At 68.7% G+C, this 19,231-nt stretch carries 18 protein-coding genes; 12 read left to right on the top strand and 6 right to left on the bottom strand.

What is annotated here, in order from left to right; all coding sequences use genetic code 11:
- The first annotated feature begins 134 nt into the window (after positions 1 to 134).
- The 9 genes from JOM49_RS34450 (at position 135) to JOM49_RS34410 (ending at position 8,169) form a co-directional block, all read left to right on the top strand.
- Entirely contained in the window at positions 135 to 470 is a 336-nt protein-coding gene (locus JOM49_RS34450) for a hypothetical protein (RefSeq protein ID WP_209668330.1), read from the top strand.
- Positions 471 to 895: 425 nt separating this feature from the next.
- Positions 896 to 1,720 (top strand): helix-turn-helix domain-containing protein, encoded by an 825-nt coding sequence (locus tag JOM49_RS34445; RefSeq protein WP_209668329.1) that lies wholly within the window; start codon positions 896 to 898, stop codon positions 1,718 to 1,720.
- 217 nt (positions 1,721 to 1,937) lie between these two features.
- A complete protein-coding gene (locus JOM49_RS34440) occupies positions 1,938 to 3,362 on the top strand; it encodes a condensation domain-containing protein (protein ID WP_209668328.1) in 1,425 nt (474 codons plus the stop codon).
- A 1-nt stretch (position 3,363) separates the two neighbouring features.
- Positions 3,364 to 3,813, top strand: coding sequence for a hypothetical protein (locus JOM49_RS34435; RefSeq protein WP_209668327.1), 450 nt, complete (start codon positions 3,364 to 3,366; stop codon positions 3,811 to 3,813).
- A gap of 160 nt (positions 3,814 to 3,973) precedes the next feature.
- On the top strand, positions 3,974 to 4,936 hold the full coding sequence (locus tag JOM49_RS34430; protein ID WP_245371336.1) for a D-isomer specific 2-hydroxyacid dehydrogenase family protein: 963 nt from the start codon (positions 3,974 to 3,976) through the stop codon (positions 4,934 to 4,936).
- Positions 4,933 to 5,961 (top strand): D-alanine--(R)-lactate ligase, encoded by a 1,029-nt coding sequence (gene vanA, locus JOM49_RS34425; protein ID WP_209668325.1) that lies wholly within the window; start codon positions 4,933 to 4,935, stop codon positions 5,959 to 5,961. The genes JOM49_RS34430 and vanA overlap by 4 nt, the downstream gene beginning before the upstream one ends.
- Entirely contained in the window at positions 5,958 to 6,566 is a 609-nt protein-coding gene (gene vanX, locus JOM49_RS34420) for a D-Ala-D-Ala dipeptidase VanX (RefSeq protein WP_209668324.1), read from the top strand. Before vanA ends, vanX begins: the two co-directional genes overlap by 4 nt.
- Before the next feature lie 20 nt (positions 6,567 to 6,586).
- Positions 6,587 to 7,072 carry a GNAT family N-acetyltransferase gene (locus tag JOM49_RS34415; RefSeq protein ID WP_209668323.1) on the top strand — a complete coding sequence of 162 codons (486 nt, stop codon included), beginning with the start codon at positions 6,587 to 6,589 and terminating at the stop codon, positions 7,070 to 7,072.
- The gene (locus tag JOM49_RS34410) at positions 7,069 to 8,169 is read left to right on the top strand and encodes a UDP-N-acetylglucosamine--N-acetylmuramyl-(pentapeptide) pyrophosphoryl-undecaprenol N-acetylglucosamine transferase (RefSeq protein WP_209668322.1); all 1,101 of its coding nucleotides are present in this window, start codon (positions 7,069 to 7,071) and stop codon (positions 8,167 to 8,169) included. Before JOM49_RS34415 ends, JOM49_RS34410 begins: the two co-directional genes overlap by 4 nt.
- On the opposite strand, the gene JOM49_RS34405 is transcribed toward JOM49_RS34410, so the two are convergent.
- Both JOM49_RS34405 and JOM49_RS34400 read right to left on the bottom strand, forming a co-directional pair.
- Positions 8,132 to 9,292 (bottom strand): sensor histidine kinase, encoded by a 1,161-nt coding sequence (locus JOM49_RS34405; protein ID WP_209668321.1) that lies wholly within the window; start codon positions 9,290 to 9,292, stop codon positions 8,132 to 8,134. The two genes, JOM49_RS34410 and JOM49_RS34405, sit on opposite strands and share 38 nt — an antisense overlap.
- A complete protein-coding gene (locus JOM49_RS34400) occupies positions 9,285 to 9,962 on the bottom strand; it encodes a response regulator transcription factor (RefSeq protein ID WP_209668320.1) in 678 nt (225 codons plus the stop codon). The genes JOM49_RS34405 and JOM49_RS34400 overlap by 8 nt, the downstream gene beginning before the upstream one ends.
- Before the next feature lie 86 nt (positions 9,963 to 10,048).
- Here JOM49_RS34400 and JOM49_RS34395 point away from each other — a divergent pair, with 86 nt between their 5' ends.
- Positions 10,049 to 10,531, top strand: coding sequence for a M15 family metallopeptidase (locus JOM49_RS34395; protein WP_209668319.1), 483 nt, complete (start codon positions 10,049 to 10,051; stop codon positions 10,529 to 10,531).
- 195 nt (positions 10,532 to 10,726) lie between these two features.
- Positions 10,727 to 12,004 (top strand): erythromycin esterase family protein, encoded by a 1,278-nt coding sequence (locus JOM49_RS34390; RefSeq protein WP_209668318.1) that lies wholly within the window; start codon positions 10,727 to 10,729, stop codon positions 12,002 to 12,004.
- Between the two features lie 1,464 nt (positions 12,005 to 13,468).
- Here the strand turns inward: JOM49_RS34390 and JOM49_RS34385 are convergent.
- Genes JOM49_RS34385 through JOM49_RS34370 form a run of 4 tightly spaced genes read right to left on the bottom strand, consistent with a single transcriptional unit; the run spans position 13,469 to position 17,927 of the window.
- On the bottom strand, positions 13,469 to 14,830 hold the full coding sequence (locus tag JOM49_RS34385) for a GH1 family beta-glucosidase (protein WP_209668317.1): 1,362 nt from the start codon (positions 14,828 to 14,830) through the stop codon (positions 13,469 to 13,471).
- 15 nt (positions 14,831 to 14,845) lie between these two features.
- Complete coding sequence (locus JOM49_RS34380) at positions 14,846 to 15,733, bottom strand: carbohydrate ABC transporter permease (protein WP_209668316.1); 888 nt, start codon at positions 15,731 to 15,733, stop codon at positions 14,846 to 14,848.
- Positions 15,734 to 15,740: 7 nt separating this feature from the next.
- Entirely contained in the window at positions 15,741 to 16,661 is a 921-nt protein-coding gene (locus JOM49_RS34375) for a carbohydrate ABC transporter permease (protein ID WP_209668315.1), read from the bottom strand.
- Between the two features lie 3 nt (positions 16,662 to 16,664).
- Positions 16,665 to 17,927, bottom strand: a complete 1,263-nt coding sequence (locus JOM49_RS34370; protein WP_209668314.1) for an ABC transporter substrate-binding protein — start codon at positions 17,925 to 17,927, stop codon at positions 16,665 to 16,667.
- Positions 17,928 to 18,168: 241 nt separating this feature from the next.
- Between JOM49_RS34370 and JOM49_RS34365 the strand changes: the two genes are divergently transcribed.
- Positions 18,169 to 19,221, top strand: coding sequence for a LacI family DNA-binding transcriptional regulator (locus tag JOM49_RS34365; RefSeq protein WP_245371332.1), 1,053 nt, complete (start codon positions 18,169 to 18,171; stop codon positions 19,219 to 19,221).
- Positions 19,222 to 19,231 lie beyond the last annotated feature (10 nt).

The following is a 19,231-nucleotide window of genomic DNA, read 5'->3' as shown; positions in this document are numbered from 1 at the left end:
GACCATTTTCGCCCGGTACGAGCACTATTGCCGCCGGCGGCGGCCGCTCACTCCGTTCGCGTCGCGGCGACAGCCGGGCGACAGGGATGTTTCCTATCTTTTCGAACGTTCCAACCGCTAGGTAAAGGAGAATGATGAGGAAGTCTCTGTTCGCGCTGGCCATGTTGCCCGCGGTCGGCGCCTTGGCCGCCCTGGGTGCGGGCACCGCATCCGCTACCACCGTGACCACCACCGGCAGTGCGCAGTCCTCGATCCAGGCGATGGCGAACTGCGACCCCATTTGGCGCCTCTCCGACCGGGCCGGGGGCACCTGCCACGACATCGCGTTCCGCGTGGGCGTCCGGTGCAAGTCGACGAGGGGTGACTGGCAGGTCTTCTTCAGCGTGTGGACGCAGCCGAACAACCCTGCGACGGCCTTCTGCCCGCCCGCCTGGGAGTCCGTGAGCGCTGACTACGACCTTCCCGAATAAGCGCGAAAGCGGCCTTCCCGGTGAGACTCGCCGGGAAGGCCGCTTCGCTCGAACAACCGGCGATCAGTCTGGAATTCTCGCCGATGGACTGTGACCGACTGGTGCGAAGCTACCTATTTCGTGCTGGTCCGGGCAATGATTTCAGCGACTCATGAAACCGGCAGCACGCCGCCGCACGAGGACGGGCCTCTGGCGCCGATCGGAATCAGGAATTATAACGGGGAGGAGCGGATCGCGCACTCCGCGATCGGCGGAAATTCGAGGAGTGGTGGTGCCCGAACTGTCCGAGCACGCCCGCGGGCTCGCGTAAGATCAAGATCGATGGGCCTTCCGGGGCGACGCCTGATCAGCACCCCCGGTCGGACGTCACGCACCCCCAACGCGCCGCCCTACTCGATTCGGAACCTGTTTTGGCACATCAGGACATGCTCTCGTGGGAATCGCTGACGGCCGAACGGCGGCGCGGGCCCGCCGAACGCGCGGGCCCGCTGTACCGGGTGCCCGACGGGCAGTTCGCCATGATCACCCCGTTGCGCGGATCCTGCCGCGCCGAAGGCGTTGAGTGGCAGGGAACCACGTTGATCCCGGGGGAGGTCCGCTGGATCACGGCTTCCGAACCGGTCAGGGTCGGCGCGACACCGCCATTCGGCTCGACTTTCGAACTCGCCTACGTCCAGTTGCCCACGGCCATTCTCGACGAGGCCGCTCAGCCCGCGGTCGCCGATTCTTCGCAGAGCACGCGATTCCGTTCCTTGAAAGCCCGGGACCTCCATCTGGCGACGCTCCTGTGCGCACTGGTCCGCGCCCGCGAGACGGGGGCGAGTGACCAGTACGCCATCAGTGCGGCCCGCTATCTGGGTGCCTATCTCCTTTCTCCGCACATCGCGGAAAATCGGCGACCCGGCGGCCTGGACCCAGCTCGGCTGCGTGCTGTCATCGCCCATATGAAGGAAAATCTGCACGACAACATCACACTCGACCAGCTTGCGAAGGAAGCCGGTGTGAGCCGCTTCCACTTCCTGCGCCGGTTTTCCGCATCCGTCGGCGAGACACCGTTGCAGCACTTGACCCGCATCCGGGTGAGCGCCGCCTGTCACCTGCTGGCCATCGATGACGAACCGGTGAGCCACGTCGGCAGGAGGTGCGGTTTTCCCAGGCCGGAGAACTTCACCAGGGTGTTCCGGAAATGGGTCGGGTGCGCGCCTTCGCAGTACCGGGACCGGATTCGGCGGAACCCCGAGCACGGGTGAGCAGCAACATCCGGCTGATACCGAGCAATGGTGGTCAACCGCCGGCGTATTCGCCCGGCTTAGTATCGATAGCAGGCAGGGCTGCGCCGAATTCGCGCAAAGGTGGTCTCGGGCCGTTCACGTGACGAGATCGGCGAATCGGGAATGGCGGCCCGCCCACCTGGTCCGCACCTGTCGAACGTCCAGGCCGCCCACGACGCAGGGAGCTCGAAAGACGATGGAACGTGCACTCTCGCTGGGGCAGGAGGCGCTGTGGTTCCTCAACCGGGTCGCACCGGACAGTGCCGCCTACAACGTCGTTTACGCCGTCCGCGTGCACGGCGCGTTGAATGTCCCCGTACTGGCCGAAGCGGTGGAGTCGACCGTCGACCGCCACGACGTGCTCCGCTCGGTGTTCACCGAACGCGAGGGGGTGCCCAAGCGGCTGATCAGCGAGGCCAGGCTGCTGGCCCTGGATGTGCGCGACGTGGGCGACCAGACCGAGAGCGCCTTGGCCGCCCTGGTCCGCGCTGAGGCGAGCCGCCCGTTCGACCTCCCCGCGGGTGCTCCGGCCCGCCTGGTGCTCCTGCGCCGCACCCCCGACGACTCGGTACTGGTCTTCGCCGCCCACCACCTCGCGCTGGACCTGCCGTCGCAGGTACTGGTGTTGCACGACCTGTTCGAGGCGTACCGGGCATCGCTCGCGGGGAGCGCGGTGAACTGGAAGCCACTGCGCAGCACCTACGACGACTTCGTGGCCGCCGAGCGCCGCCTCCTGGACTCACCACGGGCGGACGAGCTCGCGGGGTACTGGAAGGAGGTGTGCGCGGGCGCCGGCACCACCCTCAGCCTGCCCACCGACCGGCCGCGCCCAGCCCGGCAACGGCTGAAGGGCGCCTCCCACGTGTTCCAGATGCCTTTTGACATCGTTGACAAGCTGACTCCCGCTTCGCGCACCGTCCGGACCACCCCGGCCCGCTACCTGATCGGCGTGTTCCAGGCGCTGCTCCACCGCTACACCGGCCAGAGCGACTTCCTGACCGGGTGCGCGGCCGCTTCCACCATGGGCCTGAACCGCGAGGGCGTGGCCGGGTACTTCGTGAACACGATCCCGCTTCGCGCGAGGTACGGGCCCGAGTGGACCCTGCGGGACGTCGTGCACGAGACGGGCAGGCAACTGCGCGAAGGTGTGGCGCGTGCCGACTACCCGTCCGTGCTGCTCCAGCGGAACCTGGCGCCGTCCGGGGCGCCGGGCCTGTTCCCGGTGCTGGTCTCCCTGATCAGTGCGCGCCGGGGCGCCGAGTTGCTCTCACTCGCGGCCGGTGGCCACGGGGCCGAGATGGACCACGCCGGGCTGCGGCTGTCCGCCTTCGACGTGCCACAGCAGGAGGGGCAGTTCGACGTGACCCTCGAACTCATCCGGGACAGCACCGCCATCCGGTGCGCGCTCAAGTACGACACCGACCTCTTCGACGAGGCCACCATCCACCGGCTGGCCGAGCACTACCAGGCGTTCGTCCGGGCCGCCGGTGAGAACCCGGACCGCCTCGTCACCAGGGTGCCGCTGGTCGACGACGAGGAAAAGGCCCGGCTCCTCGCCTTCGCGACCGGCCAGTCCGCGCGCCCTTGGCCGGAGTCCGGTCCACAGCAGGGGGAGTGGTGAAATGACCTTGGCGATTTCCCTGGTGGCGCTGCTGATGAGTGTCCTCGCCCTCTCGTGGCAGGTGTGGACGTGGCGCCGGTCGATCCCGCGACTCGAGGTGTCCGTCGCGCACGGCACGCCCGTGTTCACCGGCGCCGTCGGCAGATCGCACACCATCGTCGAAGTCGCCAACCAGGGGCAGGCGGACGCGGCCGTCACCTCGTTCGGTTTCGAGCTCCCGAACGGGCTCACCCTCGAAGCGCCACGGACGGCCGCCTGGTCTTCGTCACTTCCCGCGCACCTCGGGCCGAACGAGACAGCGGGGTGGCACGTTCCCACGGCGAGCATCCTCGAGATCTGCCACGAACGTGACGTCGACCACCGTGAGCTGCGAGCCTGGGTGGACTCGGCGAAGGGACGGGTCTACGCGCGCACTCGGGGGTTGAACCACCAGGACCTGACCTTCAGCTGAGTTACTGGTCGGTAACTTATCGTGCGCGTATCGGAAACCGGATACGGGACGGCAACGCCGTGGCGTCTTGACTGCGGTCATGACCTACCGCGAACCGGCACGGACGGCGGCCCGCCGCACCCGGGCGCCGGCGTCCTGGTCCTTCGCCACCGCGCCGGGGATGGGCCTCACGGTCTACGGGTGCGAGCCGGACGAGGCCGCCCTGTTCCGGCAGCTGGCGCCTCGCTTCGGGGTGGCACCGACCCTCGTCGAGGACGCGGTGTCGGAGGCCAATGTCGCGCTGGTGGCCGGGAACCGGTGCATCAGTGTGGGGCACAAAACCCGGATCACCGAGCGCACTCTGCTCGCTCTCGGCCAAGCCGGTGTGCAGTACGTCTCCACGAGGAGCGTCGGCTGCAATCACATCGACGTGGAGTACGCGAAGAGCGTCGGCATTTCGGTGGGGAACGTCGCCTATTCGCCGGACAGCGTGGCCGACTACACGCTGATGCTGATGTTGATGGCGGTGCGCAACGCCCAGTCCACCCTCAGGCGCACCGACGCCCATGACTACCGGCTGAACGAGGAACGCGGGAAAGAACTGCGCGACCTGACCGTCGGCACGGTCGGAACGGGACGCATCGGTGCGGCGGTCATGGACCGGTTGCGGGGCTTCGGTTGTCGAATCCTGGCTCACGACATCCGCCCCGGAACCAACGCCGAATACGTTCCTCTCGGCGAACTGGTGCGGCAAAGCGACCTGGTGACGCTCCACACGCCACTCAACGCCGAAACCCACCACCTCCTCGATCGACGGCGCATCGACACGATGAAGCCCGGCGCGTACGTCATCAACACCGGACGTGGTGCCCTCATCGACACCGAGGCCCTGGCTTCCGCGTTGGAAAGCGGCGCTCTGGGCGGGGCGGCGCTGGACGTCCTGGAAGGCGAAGACGGCATCTTCTACGCCGACCGCCGCGATGCCCCCATCGAGAGCGAACTCCTGCTGCGGCTGCGGAAACTGCCGAACGTGCTCATCACCCCGCACACCGCCTACTACACCGACCACGCGCTGGCCGACATGGTCGAAAGCTCCATCGTCAACTGCCTGGACTTCGAAAGCAGAAAGCAGCACTGGATATGAGAATCGGCATCATCTTCGGCGGAAATTCCGAGGAACACCCCGTCTCGGTCAAGTCCGCCAGGGAAATCGCCAAGAACCTCGACACCGACAAGTACGAACCATTCTGGATCGGGATCACCCAGGGCGGGGCCTGGCTGCTCTGCGACGGCCCGGACACGGGCTGGGAGGACGACGGCCGCCCGGTCGTGCTGTCGCCGGACCGGACCGTCCGCGGGCTCCTCGCGTTGGGCCACGGCAAGTTCGAGGCGATCAGCCTGGACCTCGTGCTGCCCGTGCTGCACGGCAAGCTCGGCGAGGACGGTGCGGTGCAGGGCTTGCTGGAACTGTCCGGCATCCCCTACGTCGGCTGCGACATCCAGAGTTCCGCGCTGTGCATGGACAAGTCGCTCGCGTACGTGGTCACCAGCGCCGCGGGCATCCCGACGCCGAGGTTCTGGACCGTCCCGGCGAACGAGAGCGTCGACCCCGGATCGCTCACCTATCCCGTCTACGTCAAGCCGGCCCGTTCGGGGTCGTCCTTCGGCGTCAGCAAGGTGACCCGCGAAGAGGAACTGGCGGACGCGGTGGAAACCGCGAGGCAGTACGACTCCAAGGTGCTGATCGAGGAGGCTGTGGTCGGCACCGAGGTCGGGTGCGCCGTCCTGGGCAACGAACTGGAGTTGATCACGGGCGAGGTCGACCAGATCACCCTGTCCCACGGGTTCTTCAAAATCCACCAGGAGGACAATCCGGAAAGCGGTTCCGAGAATTCGACGATCACCGTTCCCGCGGACATCCCCGAGGAGACCCGGGCACTCGTGCAGGAGACGGCGAAGGCCATCTACCGCACGCTGGGCTGCTCCGGGCTGGCGCGGGTGGACCTGTTCCTGACCGAGGACGGCACGGTGATCCTCAACGAGGTCAACACCTTCCCCGGGATGACCTCCTACAGCCGGTATCCGAGGATGATGGCGGCCGCCGGAATGCCGCTCGCCGAGGTGATCGACCGGCTGGTGTCGTTGAGCCTGACCGGGAAATTGCGATGAACGACGATTTCGCCTTCGTGGACGAGCTGGTGCCCGGAGTACGCTGGGACGCCAAGTACGCCACCTGGGACAATTTCACCGGGAAACCCGTGGACGGGTACCAGGCGAACCGGATCGTCGGCACGAAGGCGTTGTGCACGGCGCTGGACGGCGTGCGGGAGAAGGCCGAGTCACTCGGCTTCGGCCTGCTGCTCTGGGACGGCTACCGTCCACAACGGGCCGTGGACCGCTTCGTCGACTGGTCGCGGCAGCCCGAGGACTGGCGGACGAAGCTGCGGCACTACCCGCACATCGACAAGGCCGAGATGTTCGAACGGGGTTACGTGGCCCGGAAATCGGGGCACACCCGGGGCAGCACCGTCGACCTGACGCTGTTCCACCTGGCCACCGGCGAACTCGCGGAAATGGGTGGCGGCCACGACCTGATGGACTCGATCTCGCACCACGGAGCGCCGGGGATCACGCAGGTCGAGGCGGAGAACCGGGAGCACCTGCGCTCGATCATGGAGACCTGCGGGTTCCGCGCCTACGAGTGCGAATGGTGGCACTACACGCTGGCGGACGAGCCCTACCCGGCCACCTATTTCGATTTTCCCATCACGTAGCCGAACCACCGGGGGAGAGCATGAAGACGAGACCGGCACACCCGGCCGACGCCGTCGCCGTCACCGAGTTGCTGGACCAGCTGGGCTACCCCGGGAACAGCGCCGCCGCCACGGCGGCCCGGATCCGGGCCTGGGCCGGCGATCCGGCCGGAGCGGTCTACGTGGCCGACGCCGGTGGTGAGGTCCTCGGCGTGGTCGCGGTGCACACCTGTCCGTTCTTCGAGCGCGCCGGTTCCTGGGGGCGGATCGTGGCGCTGGTCGTCGCCGAGCGGGTGCGCGGCCGGGGTGTCGGCGCTCAGCTGGTGACGGCGGCGGAGCTGTTCGCCGCGAGTCGCGGGTGCCTGCGCGTGGAGGTCACCAGCGCGGACCGCCGGGAGGACGCGCACGAGTTCTACCGGCGCCGCGGTTACCTCGACCAGCGGGGGACCTCGTCCCGGTTCCTGCGCGAGCTGACCGCCACCGGGTCCCACGCCGGTGAGACCGTTCGGCGAGGGGGACGGGCGTGACGGCACCGCGCGTGGTCGTCGCCGGTGGCCATTCGGCCGGGCACATCGAGCCCACGATGAACTTCGCCGACGCGCTGCGGCGGGTGGAGCCCACGGCCGAGATCACCGCGCTCGGCACGGTCCGCGGCCTGGACACCACCCTCGTCCCGGCCCGCGGTTACCCGCTCGCACTCATCCCGCCGGTGCCGCTGCCCCGCGGCCTGAGCCGGGCCCTGCTGCAGATGCCGGGCGAGCTGCGCGACTCGGTGCTGGCGGCCGGAGCCGTGCTCGACCGCGTGCGCGCCGAGGTGGTGGTCGGCTTCGGCGGTTACGTCGCCGCCCCGGCCTACCTCGCCGCCCGCAGGCGGGGCCTGCCCATCGTCGTCCACGAGGCGAACGCCCTGCCCGGCGTGGCCAACCGGCTGGCGGCCCGGCTGACCAGGCGCGTGTTCACCGCCGCGCCGGGCGTCCGGCTCCCGAACGCCACCGCCATCGGGATCCCGCTGCGGCGGGCGATCACCGGGCTCGACCGGGCCGCGCTGCGGACCGCCGCCCGGCAGCGGTTCGGCCTGCGAACCGACGGGCCGGTACTCGTGGTCACCGGCGGTTCGCAGGGCGCGGGCACGATCAACGCCGCGGTGTCCGGCGCGGCCGCCGCGTTGCGGGCGGCCGGCGTGCAGGTGCTGCACATCACCGGGCCGCGGCACGTGGTCGAGGTGCCGGACGGCGACCCGCCCTACGTCGTCGTCCCCTATGTCGACGAGATGCAGTACGCCTACGCCGCGGCCGACTTCGTCGTCTGCCGCTCGGGGGCGATGACCTGCGCCGAACTGGCCGCCGTCGGCCTCCCGGCCGCCTTCGTCCCGCTGCCGCTGCGTGGCGGTGAGCAGCGGCTGAACGCCGAGCCGATCGTCGCGGCCGGTGGGGCGCTGCTCGTCGACGACGCCGACCTCAGCCCCGCCTGGGTCGAGACCACCTTGATCCCGGTGCTGACCGGGCCCGGGCGGATCGCCGGGATGTCTTCGCGCGCGTCGGCGGCCGGTGGACCCGACGCGGGCGCCGTCCTGGCCCGGCACGTGCTCACCGTGATCGCCGAACACCGGGCTCGGCGCCGCTGACCGTCGGCTGGGGCGGCGGCGCGGCGGGCAGTTGCACCGTGACGCGGAGCCCGCCGCCCGCCCGGCGGGTGAGGTTCAGCGTGCCGTCGTGCGCCTGGGCGATGCTCTTGACGATCGCCAGGCCGAGCCCGGCTCCGGCGTGGTCGTCGCGGATGCGCCGGGTGCCGCGCTGGAACGGCTCGACGAGCGTGGAGACCAGTTGCGGGCTGAGCTTCTGGCCGGTGTTCTCGACGGTGAGCACCACGCTCTTGGGGTGGACCCGGGTGGTGACCCACACCGTGCCCTGGTCGGGCAGGTTGTGCACGATCGCGTTGTGCACCAGGTTCGTCGTCAGTTGCAGCAGGAGCGCGTGGGAGCCGACGGCGGGCGTGATGTCGCCGGAGGTCTCGATGGTGATGCCGCGTTTCTCGGCGAGCGGGAGCAGCGTTTCCGCGGCCTCCTCCGCGATGAGGGACAGGTCGACGTGGTCGCGGTCGAACGACCGCTGGTCGGCGCGGCTGAGCAGCAGCAACGCCTCGGTGAGGTCGATGGCCCGGGTGTTGACGAAGTGGAGGCGGTCGACGAGTTCCCCCGGGTCCCGGTCCGGGTCGCTTCGGGCCACGTCGAGCAGTGTCTGCGTGATCGCCAGCGGGGTGCGCAGTTCGTGCGAGGCGTTGGCCGCGAACCGCTGCTGCTCGGCGTTGTGCGATTCGATCCGCGCCAGCATGGTGTCGAAGGCGTCGGCGAGTTCGCGGAACTCGTCCTGACGGCCTTCCAGGTGGATCCGGTGGGACAGCGAGCCGTTCGCGGCCAGGCGGGTGGCGTTGGTGATGCGCTGCAGCGGCGCGAGCATGCTGCCCGCCAGGACCCACCCGCCCACGAGGCCGAACAGCAGCAGGACCACCAGCACCGCGGCCACCTTCGGGCCGAAGGCGGCCACCAGGTCGGAGCGGTCGGGCACGTGCGGGCCGGGCGTACCCGGCCAACCGGGCTCGCCGCGCTCGGGGAAGTAGATCTCCTCGGGCACGTAACGCAGCAGGAACACCCACACCACGGCGAGCAGCAGGCCACCCGCGAGCATGAGGAACCCGGCGTAGCTGAGGGTGAGCTTGAGGCGGACGCTCAGCCCGGGTTCCCTATCCACGGTCCCCGCCTCCGGTGTCGATGCGGTAGCCGACGCCGGGCACGGTGGCGATGAGCCACGGCGTCCCGAGGCGTTTGCGCAACGCCGAGACGGTGATGCGCACGGCGTTGGTGAACGGGTCGGCGTTCTCGTCCCACGCGCGCGCCAGCAGCTCCTCGGCGCTGATCACCCCGCCCTCGGCGGCGACGAGGACTTCGAGCACGGCGAACTGCTTCCGGGTGAGCGCGACGTAGCGGCCGTCGCGGAAGACCTCGCGGCGGAACGGGTCCAGCCGCAGGCCCGCGATCTCCCGCACGGGCGGCCTGCTGTGGGCGCGCCTGCGGTCGAGCGCCCGGAGCCGGAGCACCAGCTCGCGGAGCTCGAACGGCTTGGTGAGGTAGTCGTCGGCGCCGAGCCCGAACCCGGTGGCCTTGTCGTCGAGCCGGTCGGCGGCGGTCAGCATCAGGATCGGCATGCCGTCACCGGAAGCGACGATGCTCTCGGCGATCTCGTCCCCGGACGGCCCGGGGATGTCGCGGTCGAGCACGGCGATGTCGTAGGCGTTGAGGCTCAGCAGCTCCAGCGCGGTGTCGCCGTCACCGGCGATGTCGGCCGCGATCGCTTCCAGGCGCAGGCCGTCGCGGATGGCCTCGGCCATGTAGGGCTCGTCCTCGACCACCAGCACACGCATGAGCCGATGCTACGAGCGGAGGCATATCGGCGGCATATCGAAAAGCACGTACGGGCGGGCAACACCGCACCGTCTTGAGTGGAGGCATGCTCTCCAGCGAACGAATCCGGGTCCTCGGCAAGGCAGACGGCGCTGTTCCCGAGCCCGTGCCGGTTTTCGACGACGCGACCCCGGCGGTGGCCAACCTCGATCCGGCGCTGCTCGGTGCGCTGCGCGCGGCCGCCGCCGACGCCGCGGCCGACGGGGTGCGGATCTTCGTCAACGGCGGCTGGCGGTCGCCGGAGTACCAGGAACAACTGCTCCGCCGGGCGGTCTCGAAGTACGGCTCGCCGGAGGAAGCGGCCCGATGGGTGGCCACCCCCGGCACGTCCGCCCACGTGTCGGGCGATGCCGTCGACATCGGCCGCGCCGAGGCCAGGGCGTGGCTCTCCAAGCACGGCGCCCGGTATGGGCTGTGCCAGATCTACCGCAACGAACCGTGGCACTACGAACTGCGCCCCGAAGCCGTCGAGCAGGGTTGCCCGCCGATGTACGCCGACCCCTCGCACGACCCGCGGATGTGGCGCTGACCGCCGCGCCCAGGCGGCTAATGCTATGAGTGGGGCATTACTTGCAATCAACGCAAGTAATGCCCCACTCATAGCAATCGAAGAGGGCTCAGTCGACCGGGGGTTCGCCCGGGCCCCTGGCGGCACGGGCGGACTCGGCCGAGTACACCTAGGCGTGCGGGGTTCGGCGGGTGGCCGAGCGGGTACGCGGAAGTCATGTACCGGGACGACGTGACCGCGCTCGCCGCGCCACTGGCGGACGCGGGCGACTTCGACGTGCTGGTGGACCGCGTGGGCGACGCGAGGGTGGTCATGCTCGGGGAGGCCAGCCACGGCACCCACGAGTTCTACCGGTGGCGTGCGCTGCTCACCCAGCGCCTGATCGAGGAGAAGGGGTTCTCCTTCGTCGCCGTCGAAGGGGACTGGCCCGACTGCGACCGCGTCGATCGCGCGGTGCGGTGCCTGGAGGAGCCACGCGCAGCGCTGGCGGCGTTCGAGCGGTGGCCGGCGTGGATGTGGGCCAACGAAGAGGTCGCCGACTTCTGCCGGTGGCTGCGCGCCCGCAACGCCGGGCTGGACGAGGCCGGGCGAGCCGGGTTCCACGGTCTGGACGTGTATTCGCTCTGGGAGTCCCTGCGGGAAATCCTGGTCCACCTGCGTGGACACGATCCGGCGGAGGTCCCCGCGGCGTTGGCCGCCTACCGCTGCTTCGAGCCCTTCGGCGAGGACGGGCGCGACTACGCGAGAGCCACGCGCCTGGTGCCGTCCGGCTGCCAGGACGAGGTCGTCGACCTGCTGGTGCGCCTGCGCGAACGGGCCGCGGCGGACGGCAGCGAGGCCTTCCGGGCCTGGCAGAACGGCGAGGTCGTCGCGGGCGCCGAACGCTTCTACCGGGCGATGCTCGCCGGCGGCCGGGAGTCGTGGAACGTCCGCGACCAGCACATGGCGCACTCGCTCGACCGCCTGCTCGAGCACTACGGGCCGGGTGCGAAGGCGGTCGTCTGGGCGCACAACACCCATGTCGGTGACGCGCGAGCCACCGACATGGGGGAGGACGGCATGGTCACCATCGGGCAGCTCGCCCGGCAGCGCTACGGCGTGGACCAGGTGGTGCTGGTGGGTTTCGGCACCCACCACGGGACCGTCGTGGCCGGTGCTTCGTGGGGCGCGCCGATGCGCGAACTCCCCGTGCCGCCCGGCCGCGCGGGTTCGCTGGAGGACGTGCTGCACCGCAGCGCACCCGCGCGGGCGTCGTTCGTGTTCCCGCGCTCGGACCGCCCGGAGTTGCTCACCACCGACCTGCCGCACCGCGCGATCGGCGTGGTGTACCACCCGGAACGGGAACGTTGGGGCAACTACGTGCCCACCGTGGTGGGGGACCGGTACGACGCCTTCCTGTGGTTCGACGAAAGCCAGGCGGTGCACCCGTTGACGGCAAAGGCGCCCGGCGGCCCCCGCTTCAGCCTGCCATGGAGTGCGGCCACTGCCGAGTAGGACGAAGGCCTGGTATTTCAATGGTCCAGTGTGGACAGTCATCGCCGGGTCAAGCGCCGACCCGGATGGGCTCAAGCTCCGGGGCGGCGGGGCGGAGCGCGCTGGATGGACCCGCCAGGCGCCTCGACCGGCACACCGCGCGCGGCGAGACCTTCCCCGGGATGCCGCACTACTTCTGCCTGGTATCAGGCAACTACGCGTGCATGTCGCCTCCGCAGCCGAAGATGGCGAAGGCGCAGCAGTGACGCGAAGAGGTGCTCGCACTGTACCGGCAGAGCCCCCCAGCGACGACTCCTCGCCTCGCGACCCGGGTGGATCACTGGATGCCGTGGCAGGCAGGGGGAACTCGCCGGCTGGCAGCAGCGGTCGGGGCCGATCCAGTTCCGCAAGGCATCGGTCTCCAGCATGCAAAAGTGTGCGCACCGCAGGCATTCTGCGATTTTTCCTCGATTAGAAAAGTTACTGCTGAGTATAAGCGGGATGAGCATGCGCTTATCAATTAGGAAGCCTACGCAAAGGCACCCGATCGGGAATGCAAGCGCGGCCCACGCCTCACGAACAGTGAATCATCTGGCGTGAGTCACAGTGTGCCCAAAGGGGTTTGACCTGGTAAAACGATCCATTCGTCGAGAGTTAACCCTGGTTATCGTGATGCAGGTCACACTCGAATAATTTCCGATCACCGTGATCGTTACGTACCGTCGCTTCTCGTCGGCCCGACTTCTCTGTGAGAAGTCGGGCGGGCGGAGGTTTCGGGCCTTCTGGCATGGCGCCAACCATTCCGGTCCGTCGTCTCGGCAGTCGCAGTCGACCAAGTCTCGTACGAGGGGTCGAACGCATCTCTCGAGACAAGGAGACGGCCGAACATGGCAAAGCACCACGCCGAGGGTGACTCGGACGCGGAGGGTAGTGAACCCACTCCGCCCCGTGAGAAGCCTCGGGTGGACGACGAGCGACGGGCCCAGAAGGCCCGGCGCGTCGTCACCACTGGACAGGTGGTACTGGCCATCGCTCAGGCGGTGGACGGCGTGCTCAGAATCTTCTCCTGAGTGCGTCGTGTGATCGGCCCTGGATCTTGCACATCTGGGGCCGATCCCCGTAAGCCCGACCGATTGAGGTCGTTGACCTCGGGTCCTGTGTTACAACTCTCGAGAACAGTTCTGAATCCGAGAGTGGGCCACTGTAAACACAGTTGGCGATCCAGCAAAAGGCATTCCCTGAGTTTATGGTTGAACCACTTGACGTAATTTACGCTGTACAACAATGAACCTGCAGGTCAGGGCAGGTTCCAGCCCGTGTCTCGTGGCCAGTATCACGCTTTCGGAGTAACGCTGGCCAGCGCCATAATGCATGAGCGAATGCACGTGCACGCAATAACATGAGTGATATTCTTGTCTGTTCATGTTTCATCAGCCGGAAGTGAAGCTCGTGGGTGAACACAGCTTCTCCTTCCCCTCGGCGTCCTCACTCCCGGGCGGTTGAGAGGAACGAGCGGTACCAGTGGTAGCTCGCGCGCGGGGTGCGGCGCTGGGTCGGGTAGTCGACGTGGACCAGGCCGAACCGGTGCTTGTAGCCGTGCGCCCATTCGAAGTTGTCGAGCAGGGACCAGCAGAAGTAACCCCGCAGGGGGACGCCGGCGGTCGCCGCCGCTTCGGCCGCGGCGAGGTGGTCCTGCAGGTAGGCGATGCGGTCGTGGTCCTCGAAGGTGCCCGAATCGGGGTAGACGCAGCCGTTCTCCGTGATGTAGATCGGCGGCAGTCCGGGGTAGCGGGCGGTGAGGTCGGTCAGCGCGGTGGTGAGCCCGGCGGGTTCCACCGGCCAGCCCATGCCGGTGCGGGGGACGTCCGGCAACCGCGTCGTGTCCACGCCGATGTCGTGCGCGGTCCGCTTGGCCGGATCCGGCTCGCGGTGCGGCGCGTCGGCGACGTGCAGCCGGTAGTAGTAGTTGATGCCGACGTAGTCCAGCGGCTCGCCGATGATCGCCAGGTCCTCGTCACGGCGGAACGAGAAGTCGGTGATCGCGCCGAACATCGACGTCAGCTCGTCCGAGTAAGCCGAGCCGAACAGAGGATCGGAGAACTGCCGTCGCAGCAGGCAGTCCTGACGATCGGCCGCGGCGACGTCCGCGGGATCCTGCGTCACGGGCACCGCCGGGGACTGGTTCAGCACGATGCCGAACTCCTGCCCGGGCCGGGCGTCGGCACGCATCGCCTGCACCGCCATGCCGTGGCCCAGGAGCAGGTGGTGCGCGGCCGCCAGCGCGCCATGCCCTTCCCGTGCGCCCGGTGCGTGCCGTCCTTCGCCGTAGCCGACGATCGAGGAGCAGTACGGCTCGTTCAGCGTCGTCCACTTGCTCACGACGTCACCGAGGGCGTCGTGCACGATCGCGGCGTACTCGGCGAAACACCCCGCGGTTTCGCGGTTGCGCCACCCGCCCTCGTCCTCCAGCGCCTGCGGCAGATCCCAGTGGTACAACGTGACGAACGGTTCGATCCCCTTGGCCAGCAACGCTTCGACGAGCCGCCGGTAGAAGTCGATGCCGCGCTGCTCGATCCGGCCGCGCCCGTCCGGCAGGATCCTGGACCAGGAAACGGAGAACCGGTACGCGTCGACACCGAGGCCGGCGAGCAGTTCGACGTCCGCGGCCCAGCGGTGGTAGTGGTCGGCGGCCACCTCGCCGGTGTCGCCGGACGCGATCGCGCCGGGCACCGCCGAGAAGGTGTCCCAGATGGACGCACCACGGCCGTCCTGCCGCGCGGCCCCTTCGATCTGGTACGCCGAAGTCGCCACACCCCAGCGGAACCCGGGCGGGAAAGCGATGGTCACGACAGATTCTCCTTTTCAGCCCTTGACGGCGCCCGACATGATGCCGCCGACGATCTGGCGGCCGAACAGCAGGAAGACCGCGAGCACCGGCACCGTGCCGATCGTCGCGGCGGTCAGCACCAGGGTGTAGTCGGTGGTGTAGCCACTGGCCAAAGTGGACAGCGCGGTCTGCACGGTCGGGTTCTCCGGCACCAGCACCACGAGCGGCCAGAAGAAGTCGTTCCACGCCTGCATGAAGGTGAACAACCCGAGCACCGCGGCCGCCGGGCGGGCCGCGGGCATGGCCACGTGCCAGAACAACCGCAACGAGCCGCACCCGTCCATCCGGCCCGCTTCGAGCAGCTCGTCCGGGATCGCCCGCTCGAAGTACTGCCGCATGAAGAACACCCCGAACGCCGTCACCAGCCCGGGGACGATCACCGCGTGGATCTGGCCCGCCCAGCCGAACTCGCTCATCATCATGTAGAGCGGGATCACCCCGAGCTCGGTCGGGATCGCCTGGGTCGCGATGATCACCAGCAGCAGCACGTTGCGGCCGCGGAACCGCAGTTTGGCGAAGGCGAACCCGGCCAGCGTGGAGAACAGCACCACCGACACGGTGATCGTGCCCGACACCACGATCGAGTTGGTCAGCGCCAGCGCGAAGTCGGTGGTGTCGAAGACCCGGGCGATGTTCTCGAAGAGGTGGCCACCCGGCACCAGCACCGGCGGCACCGAGTCGATCGCGTCCGGCGTCTGCGAGGACACCACGAGCGACCAGTACACCGGGAAGGCCGACCCGGCCAGCACGGCGATGAGCCCGGCGTAGGCCCACGGCCCCGCGACCCGGCCGGCCACCCGGCGCACCCGGCTTCGCGAACCGGCGGGTGGCGCCGGCGCGGGTGGGTCCAGCACAGCAGTCATGGCTCCCTCAATCCGTCTGGATCCGCTTGGTCACCAGGTAGCCGAGTCCGGCGACGATGATCGTGGTGATCGCCAGCACGACCGCGATCGTCGAGCTGTAGCCGAAGTCGTAGTTGGTGAACCCCTGCTCGTACAGATACAGCGCGGCGGTCTGGAACTGCCGGTCCGAGCCACCGGTCGCGGCCGCGGTGCCCGGGTTGAACAGCAGCGGCTCGGCGAGCAGCCGCATGTTGCCGGTGGTCGCGATGATCGTGGAGAAGATGATCTGCGGCCGCAGCAACGGCACGGTGATCCGCCAGAACTGCTGCCAGCCCCTGGCTCCGTCCAGAGTGGCCGCCTCGTACAGGCTCGACGGGATCGCCTGCATGGACGCCAGGAAGATCAGCGCGTGGTAGCCGGTCCAGCGCCACACCACCATGGTGGCGATCGCGATGTGCGAGGAAGCGGTGCCGGCCTGCCAGTCGATGTGCCCGGCGCCGAACAGCTCCAGCACCCAGTTGATCAGGCCGAAGTCCCGGCCGAACAGCTGGGCGAAGATGATCGTCACCGCGGCCACCGAGGTGACGTTCGGCAGGATCACCCCCATCCGGAACAGCGTGCGGGTCCGGACCTTGCGGTTGAGCAACTGGGCGATGCCGAGGGCGAACAGGATCTGGGGGACGGTGGTCAGCAGCCACAGGCTCAGCGTGTTGCCCATGGCGTTCCAGAAGTACGGATCGGCGAGCAACTGCTGGTAGTTGTCCACCCCGGTGAAGGACGCGCCTTCGGCGTCGAGCAGGTTGCGGTGCTGCAGCGACACCCAGATCGTGTACAGCAGGGGGAACAACCCGAAGACACCGAAGATCAGGAAGTACGGCGCCACATAGGCGTACGGCGCGAACCTGGTGTCCCACCGGTGCCTTCGGGTTGCCCGGTCCAGTGATTCCACGGGTCAGCTCGAGAGGTTCTGGACATCACCGACGAACTGGTTCCACGAGTCGTCGCCGCTCTGCTTGCCCTGCTCGACCCGCTGCATCGCGTTGCCGATGGCGGTCTGCACGTCACCGGCCTTCGGGCCCTGGTACTGGGGCTGGAGTTGCTTGGCCGCGTCGGTGAACAGCTTGCCGACGGGGGCGTTGTTGAAGAACGGGTTCTGCAGGCCCACCACGGCCGGGTCCTCGTACAACTTGGGCGTCGACGGCAGCAGCCCGGCGCTGGCGAACACCTTGGCCTGCTGCTCGGGCGCGGTCAGCCACGCCGCCAGTTCGACGGCCTTGTCGACGTTCTTGCCCTGCTTGGGAATCGTGAGGTACGAACCACCCCAGTTGCCGCCCCCGCCGGGCACCGAGGTGACGTCCCACTTGCCCGCGGTGTCCGGTGCCTGGTCCTTGATCTTGGCCATCTGCCAGGCCGGGCAGGTGACGGTGGCGAACTGGCCCTGCTTGAACCCCGTGTTCCAGACCGGTGTCGAGTAGAGCAGCTTCGCCGACAGGCCGGAGTTGACGGCGTCCGCCACGAGGTCCCAGCCCTGCTTGAGCTCCGGGTTGCTGCCCACGGTGATCCGGTCGGACTGGTCGTAGTAGCCGGTCGCGGCCTGGCCGACGATGGCGTTGAGCACGGTCGGGCCACCGTCGAACCACTTCACGCCCTCGGGGGCGTTGGCCTGGAACTGCTTGCCCGCGGCCATGAAGTCCGGCCAGGTCGGCCACAGCGCGGCGACCTCCGTGCGTTCCGAGGGGAGACCGGCGGCTTCCAGCAGGTCGCGGCGGTAGCAGATGGCCAGGCCGCCGACGTCGGTGCCGTAGCCGATCTGCTGGCCCTCCTTGCTCAGCGAGGCAGCCCACTTCCACGGCAGCCAGCGGTCCTTGAGCTGGTCGCCGCCCTTGGTGTTCAGGTCGACGAACTTGTCCGAGGTGGCCTTGAACTGGGCGACGTAGCCGGTGTCGACCGCCTCGATGTCCGCGGCGCCGTTGTTGGTGGCCAGGTGGGCCGCGAGGTTCTTGTGGTGGTCGGAGTAGGAGGCGGTGCGGTCCTGGATCTCGATGTCCGGGTGGGTGCTCGCGTACTCCTTGAGCAGTTCGGTGTAGCCGAAATTGCCGAACAGGCCGATGGTGAGTTTCGTCTTGCCACCGGATCCGGATTCACTGCCGCACCCGCTGATCACCGCACCGGCCATCAGCGCGGCGCAGACGATCGCCATTGTTTTGGAGCGCATCGAAGGCCTCCGTTTGTTTTGTTGCGCGCTTGAAGAGGAAACGCGACCTCGGGCGCTGAGCGGGAAGCCGATGGTGGCTCCCACGCCGGCCGGCCCGGGATGTGTGGCGTCCATGACAGCGGTGCCGACCGAGATCCGTCAAGTAACAACACGGTAACGTGCCGGGACGATCCACGGGCTTGACGGGGGAAAGTGCGCCTGCCTAGGGTGATGTAACCGCTTACGGTGGATAGGGGTGGCGATGGCGACCGGGCGCGAGATCGCCGAGTTGTGCGGCGTGTCCGTGGCCACGGTGTCGCGGGTGTTCAACCAGCCGGAAACGGTCAACGAGGAGACCAGGGAACGGGTGCTCCGGGTGGCCGGGGAACTGGGTTACCGGCCCAACGAATCCGCGCGGGCGCTGTCGACGAAACAATCGACGATGATCGGCCTGGTCTGGGACACCGACCACCGCAGGCCGGGCTGGCGGCACCCGTATCTGCAGGATCTGCTGATCGGGTTGAAATCCGCGCTCAGCGCGCACGGGTACCACTTGCTGATGCTGGCCACCAGTGGCGATTCCCGTGCGGTCGGCGCGTCGCTGGCCGATCCGGTCGGCTACGTGAACCTCGCGCGCCGCCACCACCTCGGCGGGCTGGTGCTGATCGACAGCGGGTCCGACGCGGAGGCGTTCGAAGCCTTCGCGCAGTCGGGGCTCCCGTGTGTCGCGGTCGACGTCGCCGTGGACGGTCCGAACGCCACGTACGTGATGTCGGACAACGCCGCCGGCGCGGGATCGGCCGTCCGGCACCTCGCCGGACTCGGCCACTCACGGATCGCCACGATCACCGGCCCGCCGGGCAACCAGCCCGCCGAGGCGCGGATCTCCGGTTACCGCAAGGCGATCCGGGAAGCCGGTCTCCCGCTGCGTGAGGACTACCTGGTGACCGGGGACTTCTACCGGGCCAGCGGAACCGCCGCGATGCGACGGCTCCTCGCGCTGGACGAGCCGCCCACGGCCGTGTTCGCGGCCAGCGACGAGATGGCGGTCGGCGCGTTGCTCGCCGCCAGGGCCGAGGGGCTGCGCGTTCCGGAAGACCTGGCGCTGGTCGGTTTCGACGACATCGAGATCGCGTCCGTGGTCGATCCGGCACTGACCACCGTGGCGCAGGACAAGCCGGGGTTCGGGGTGGCCGCGGCCAAGGCGGTCATGGCCATGATCACCGGCGCCGACCGCGAGGGCCCGGTGATCCTGCCGACGCAGCTGGTCATCCGTGATTCCTGCGGCTCGACTTCGGCACACGACGTGCGGTAGGCCCGGCCTG

Source organism: Amycolatopsis magusensis (genome assembly GCF_017875555.1).
Lineage (GTDB): Bacteria > Actinomycetota > Actinomycetes > Mycobacteriales > Pseudonocardiaceae > Amycolatopsis > Amycolatopsis magusensis.
Note: the sequence above shows the minus strand (reverse complement) of the source record. Positions and strands in the feature narration are given on the sequence as shown.

Bases quoted from the DNA above. Each gene is read 5' to 3' on its own strand.
- JOM49_RS34390 (WP_209668318.1), top strand. From the start codon at position 10,727: ATGTACCGGGACGACGTGACCGCGCTCGCCGCGCCACTGGCGGACGCG.
- JOM49_RS34395 (WP_209668319.1), top strand. From the start codon at position 10,049: ATGCTCTCCAGCGAACGAATCCGGGTCCTCGGCAAGGCAGACGGCGCT.
- JOM49_RS34445 (WP_209668329.1), top strand. From the start codon at position 896: ATGCTCTCGTGGGAATCGCTGACGGCCGAACGGCGGCGCGGGCCCGCC.
- JOM49_RS34435 (WP_209668327.1), top strand. From the start codon at position 3,364: ATGACCTTGGCGATTTCCCTGGTGGCGCTGCTGATGAGTGTCCTCGCC.
- JOM49_RS34400 (WP_209668320.1), bottom strand. From the start codon at position 9,962: ATGCGTGTGCTGGTGGTCGAGGACGAGCCCTACATGGCCGAGGCCATC.
- JOM49_RS34380 (WP_209668316.1), bottom strand. From the start codon at position 15,733: ATGACTGCTGTGCTGGACCCACCCGCGCCGGCGCCACCCGCCGGTTCG.
- JOM49_RS34440 (WP_209668328.1), top strand. From the start codon at position 1,938: ATGGAACGTGCACTCTCGCTGGGGCAGGAGGCGCTGTGGTTCCTCAAC.
- JOM49_RS34415 (WP_209668323.1), top strand. From the start codon at position 6,587: ATGAAGACGAGACCGGCACACCCGGCCGACGCCGTCGCCGTCACCGAG.
- JOM49_RS34450 (WP_209668330.1), top strand. From the start codon at position 135: ATGAGGAAGTCTCTGTTCGCGCTGGCCATGTTGCCCGCGGTCGGCGCC.
- vanA (WP_209668325.1), top strand. From the start codon at position 4,933: ATGAGAATCGGCATCATCTTCGGCGGAAATTCCGAGGAACACCCCGTC.
- JOM49_RS34365 (WP_245371332.1), top strand. From the start codon at position 18,169: ATGGCGACCGGGCGCGAGATCGCCGAGTTGTGCGGCGTGTCCGTGGCC.
- JOM49_RS34370 (WP_209668314.1), bottom strand. From the start codon at position 17,927: ATGCGCTCCAAAACAATGGCGATCGTCTGCGCCGCGCTGATGGCCGGT.
- JOM49_RS34430 (WP_245371336.1), top strand. From the start codon at position 3,974: ATGGGCCTCACGGTCTACGGGTGCGAGCCGGACGAGGCCGCCCTGTTC.
- vanX (WP_209668324.1), top strand. From the start codon at position 5,958: ATGAACGACGATTTCGCCTTCGTGGACGAGCTGGTGCCCGGAGTACGC.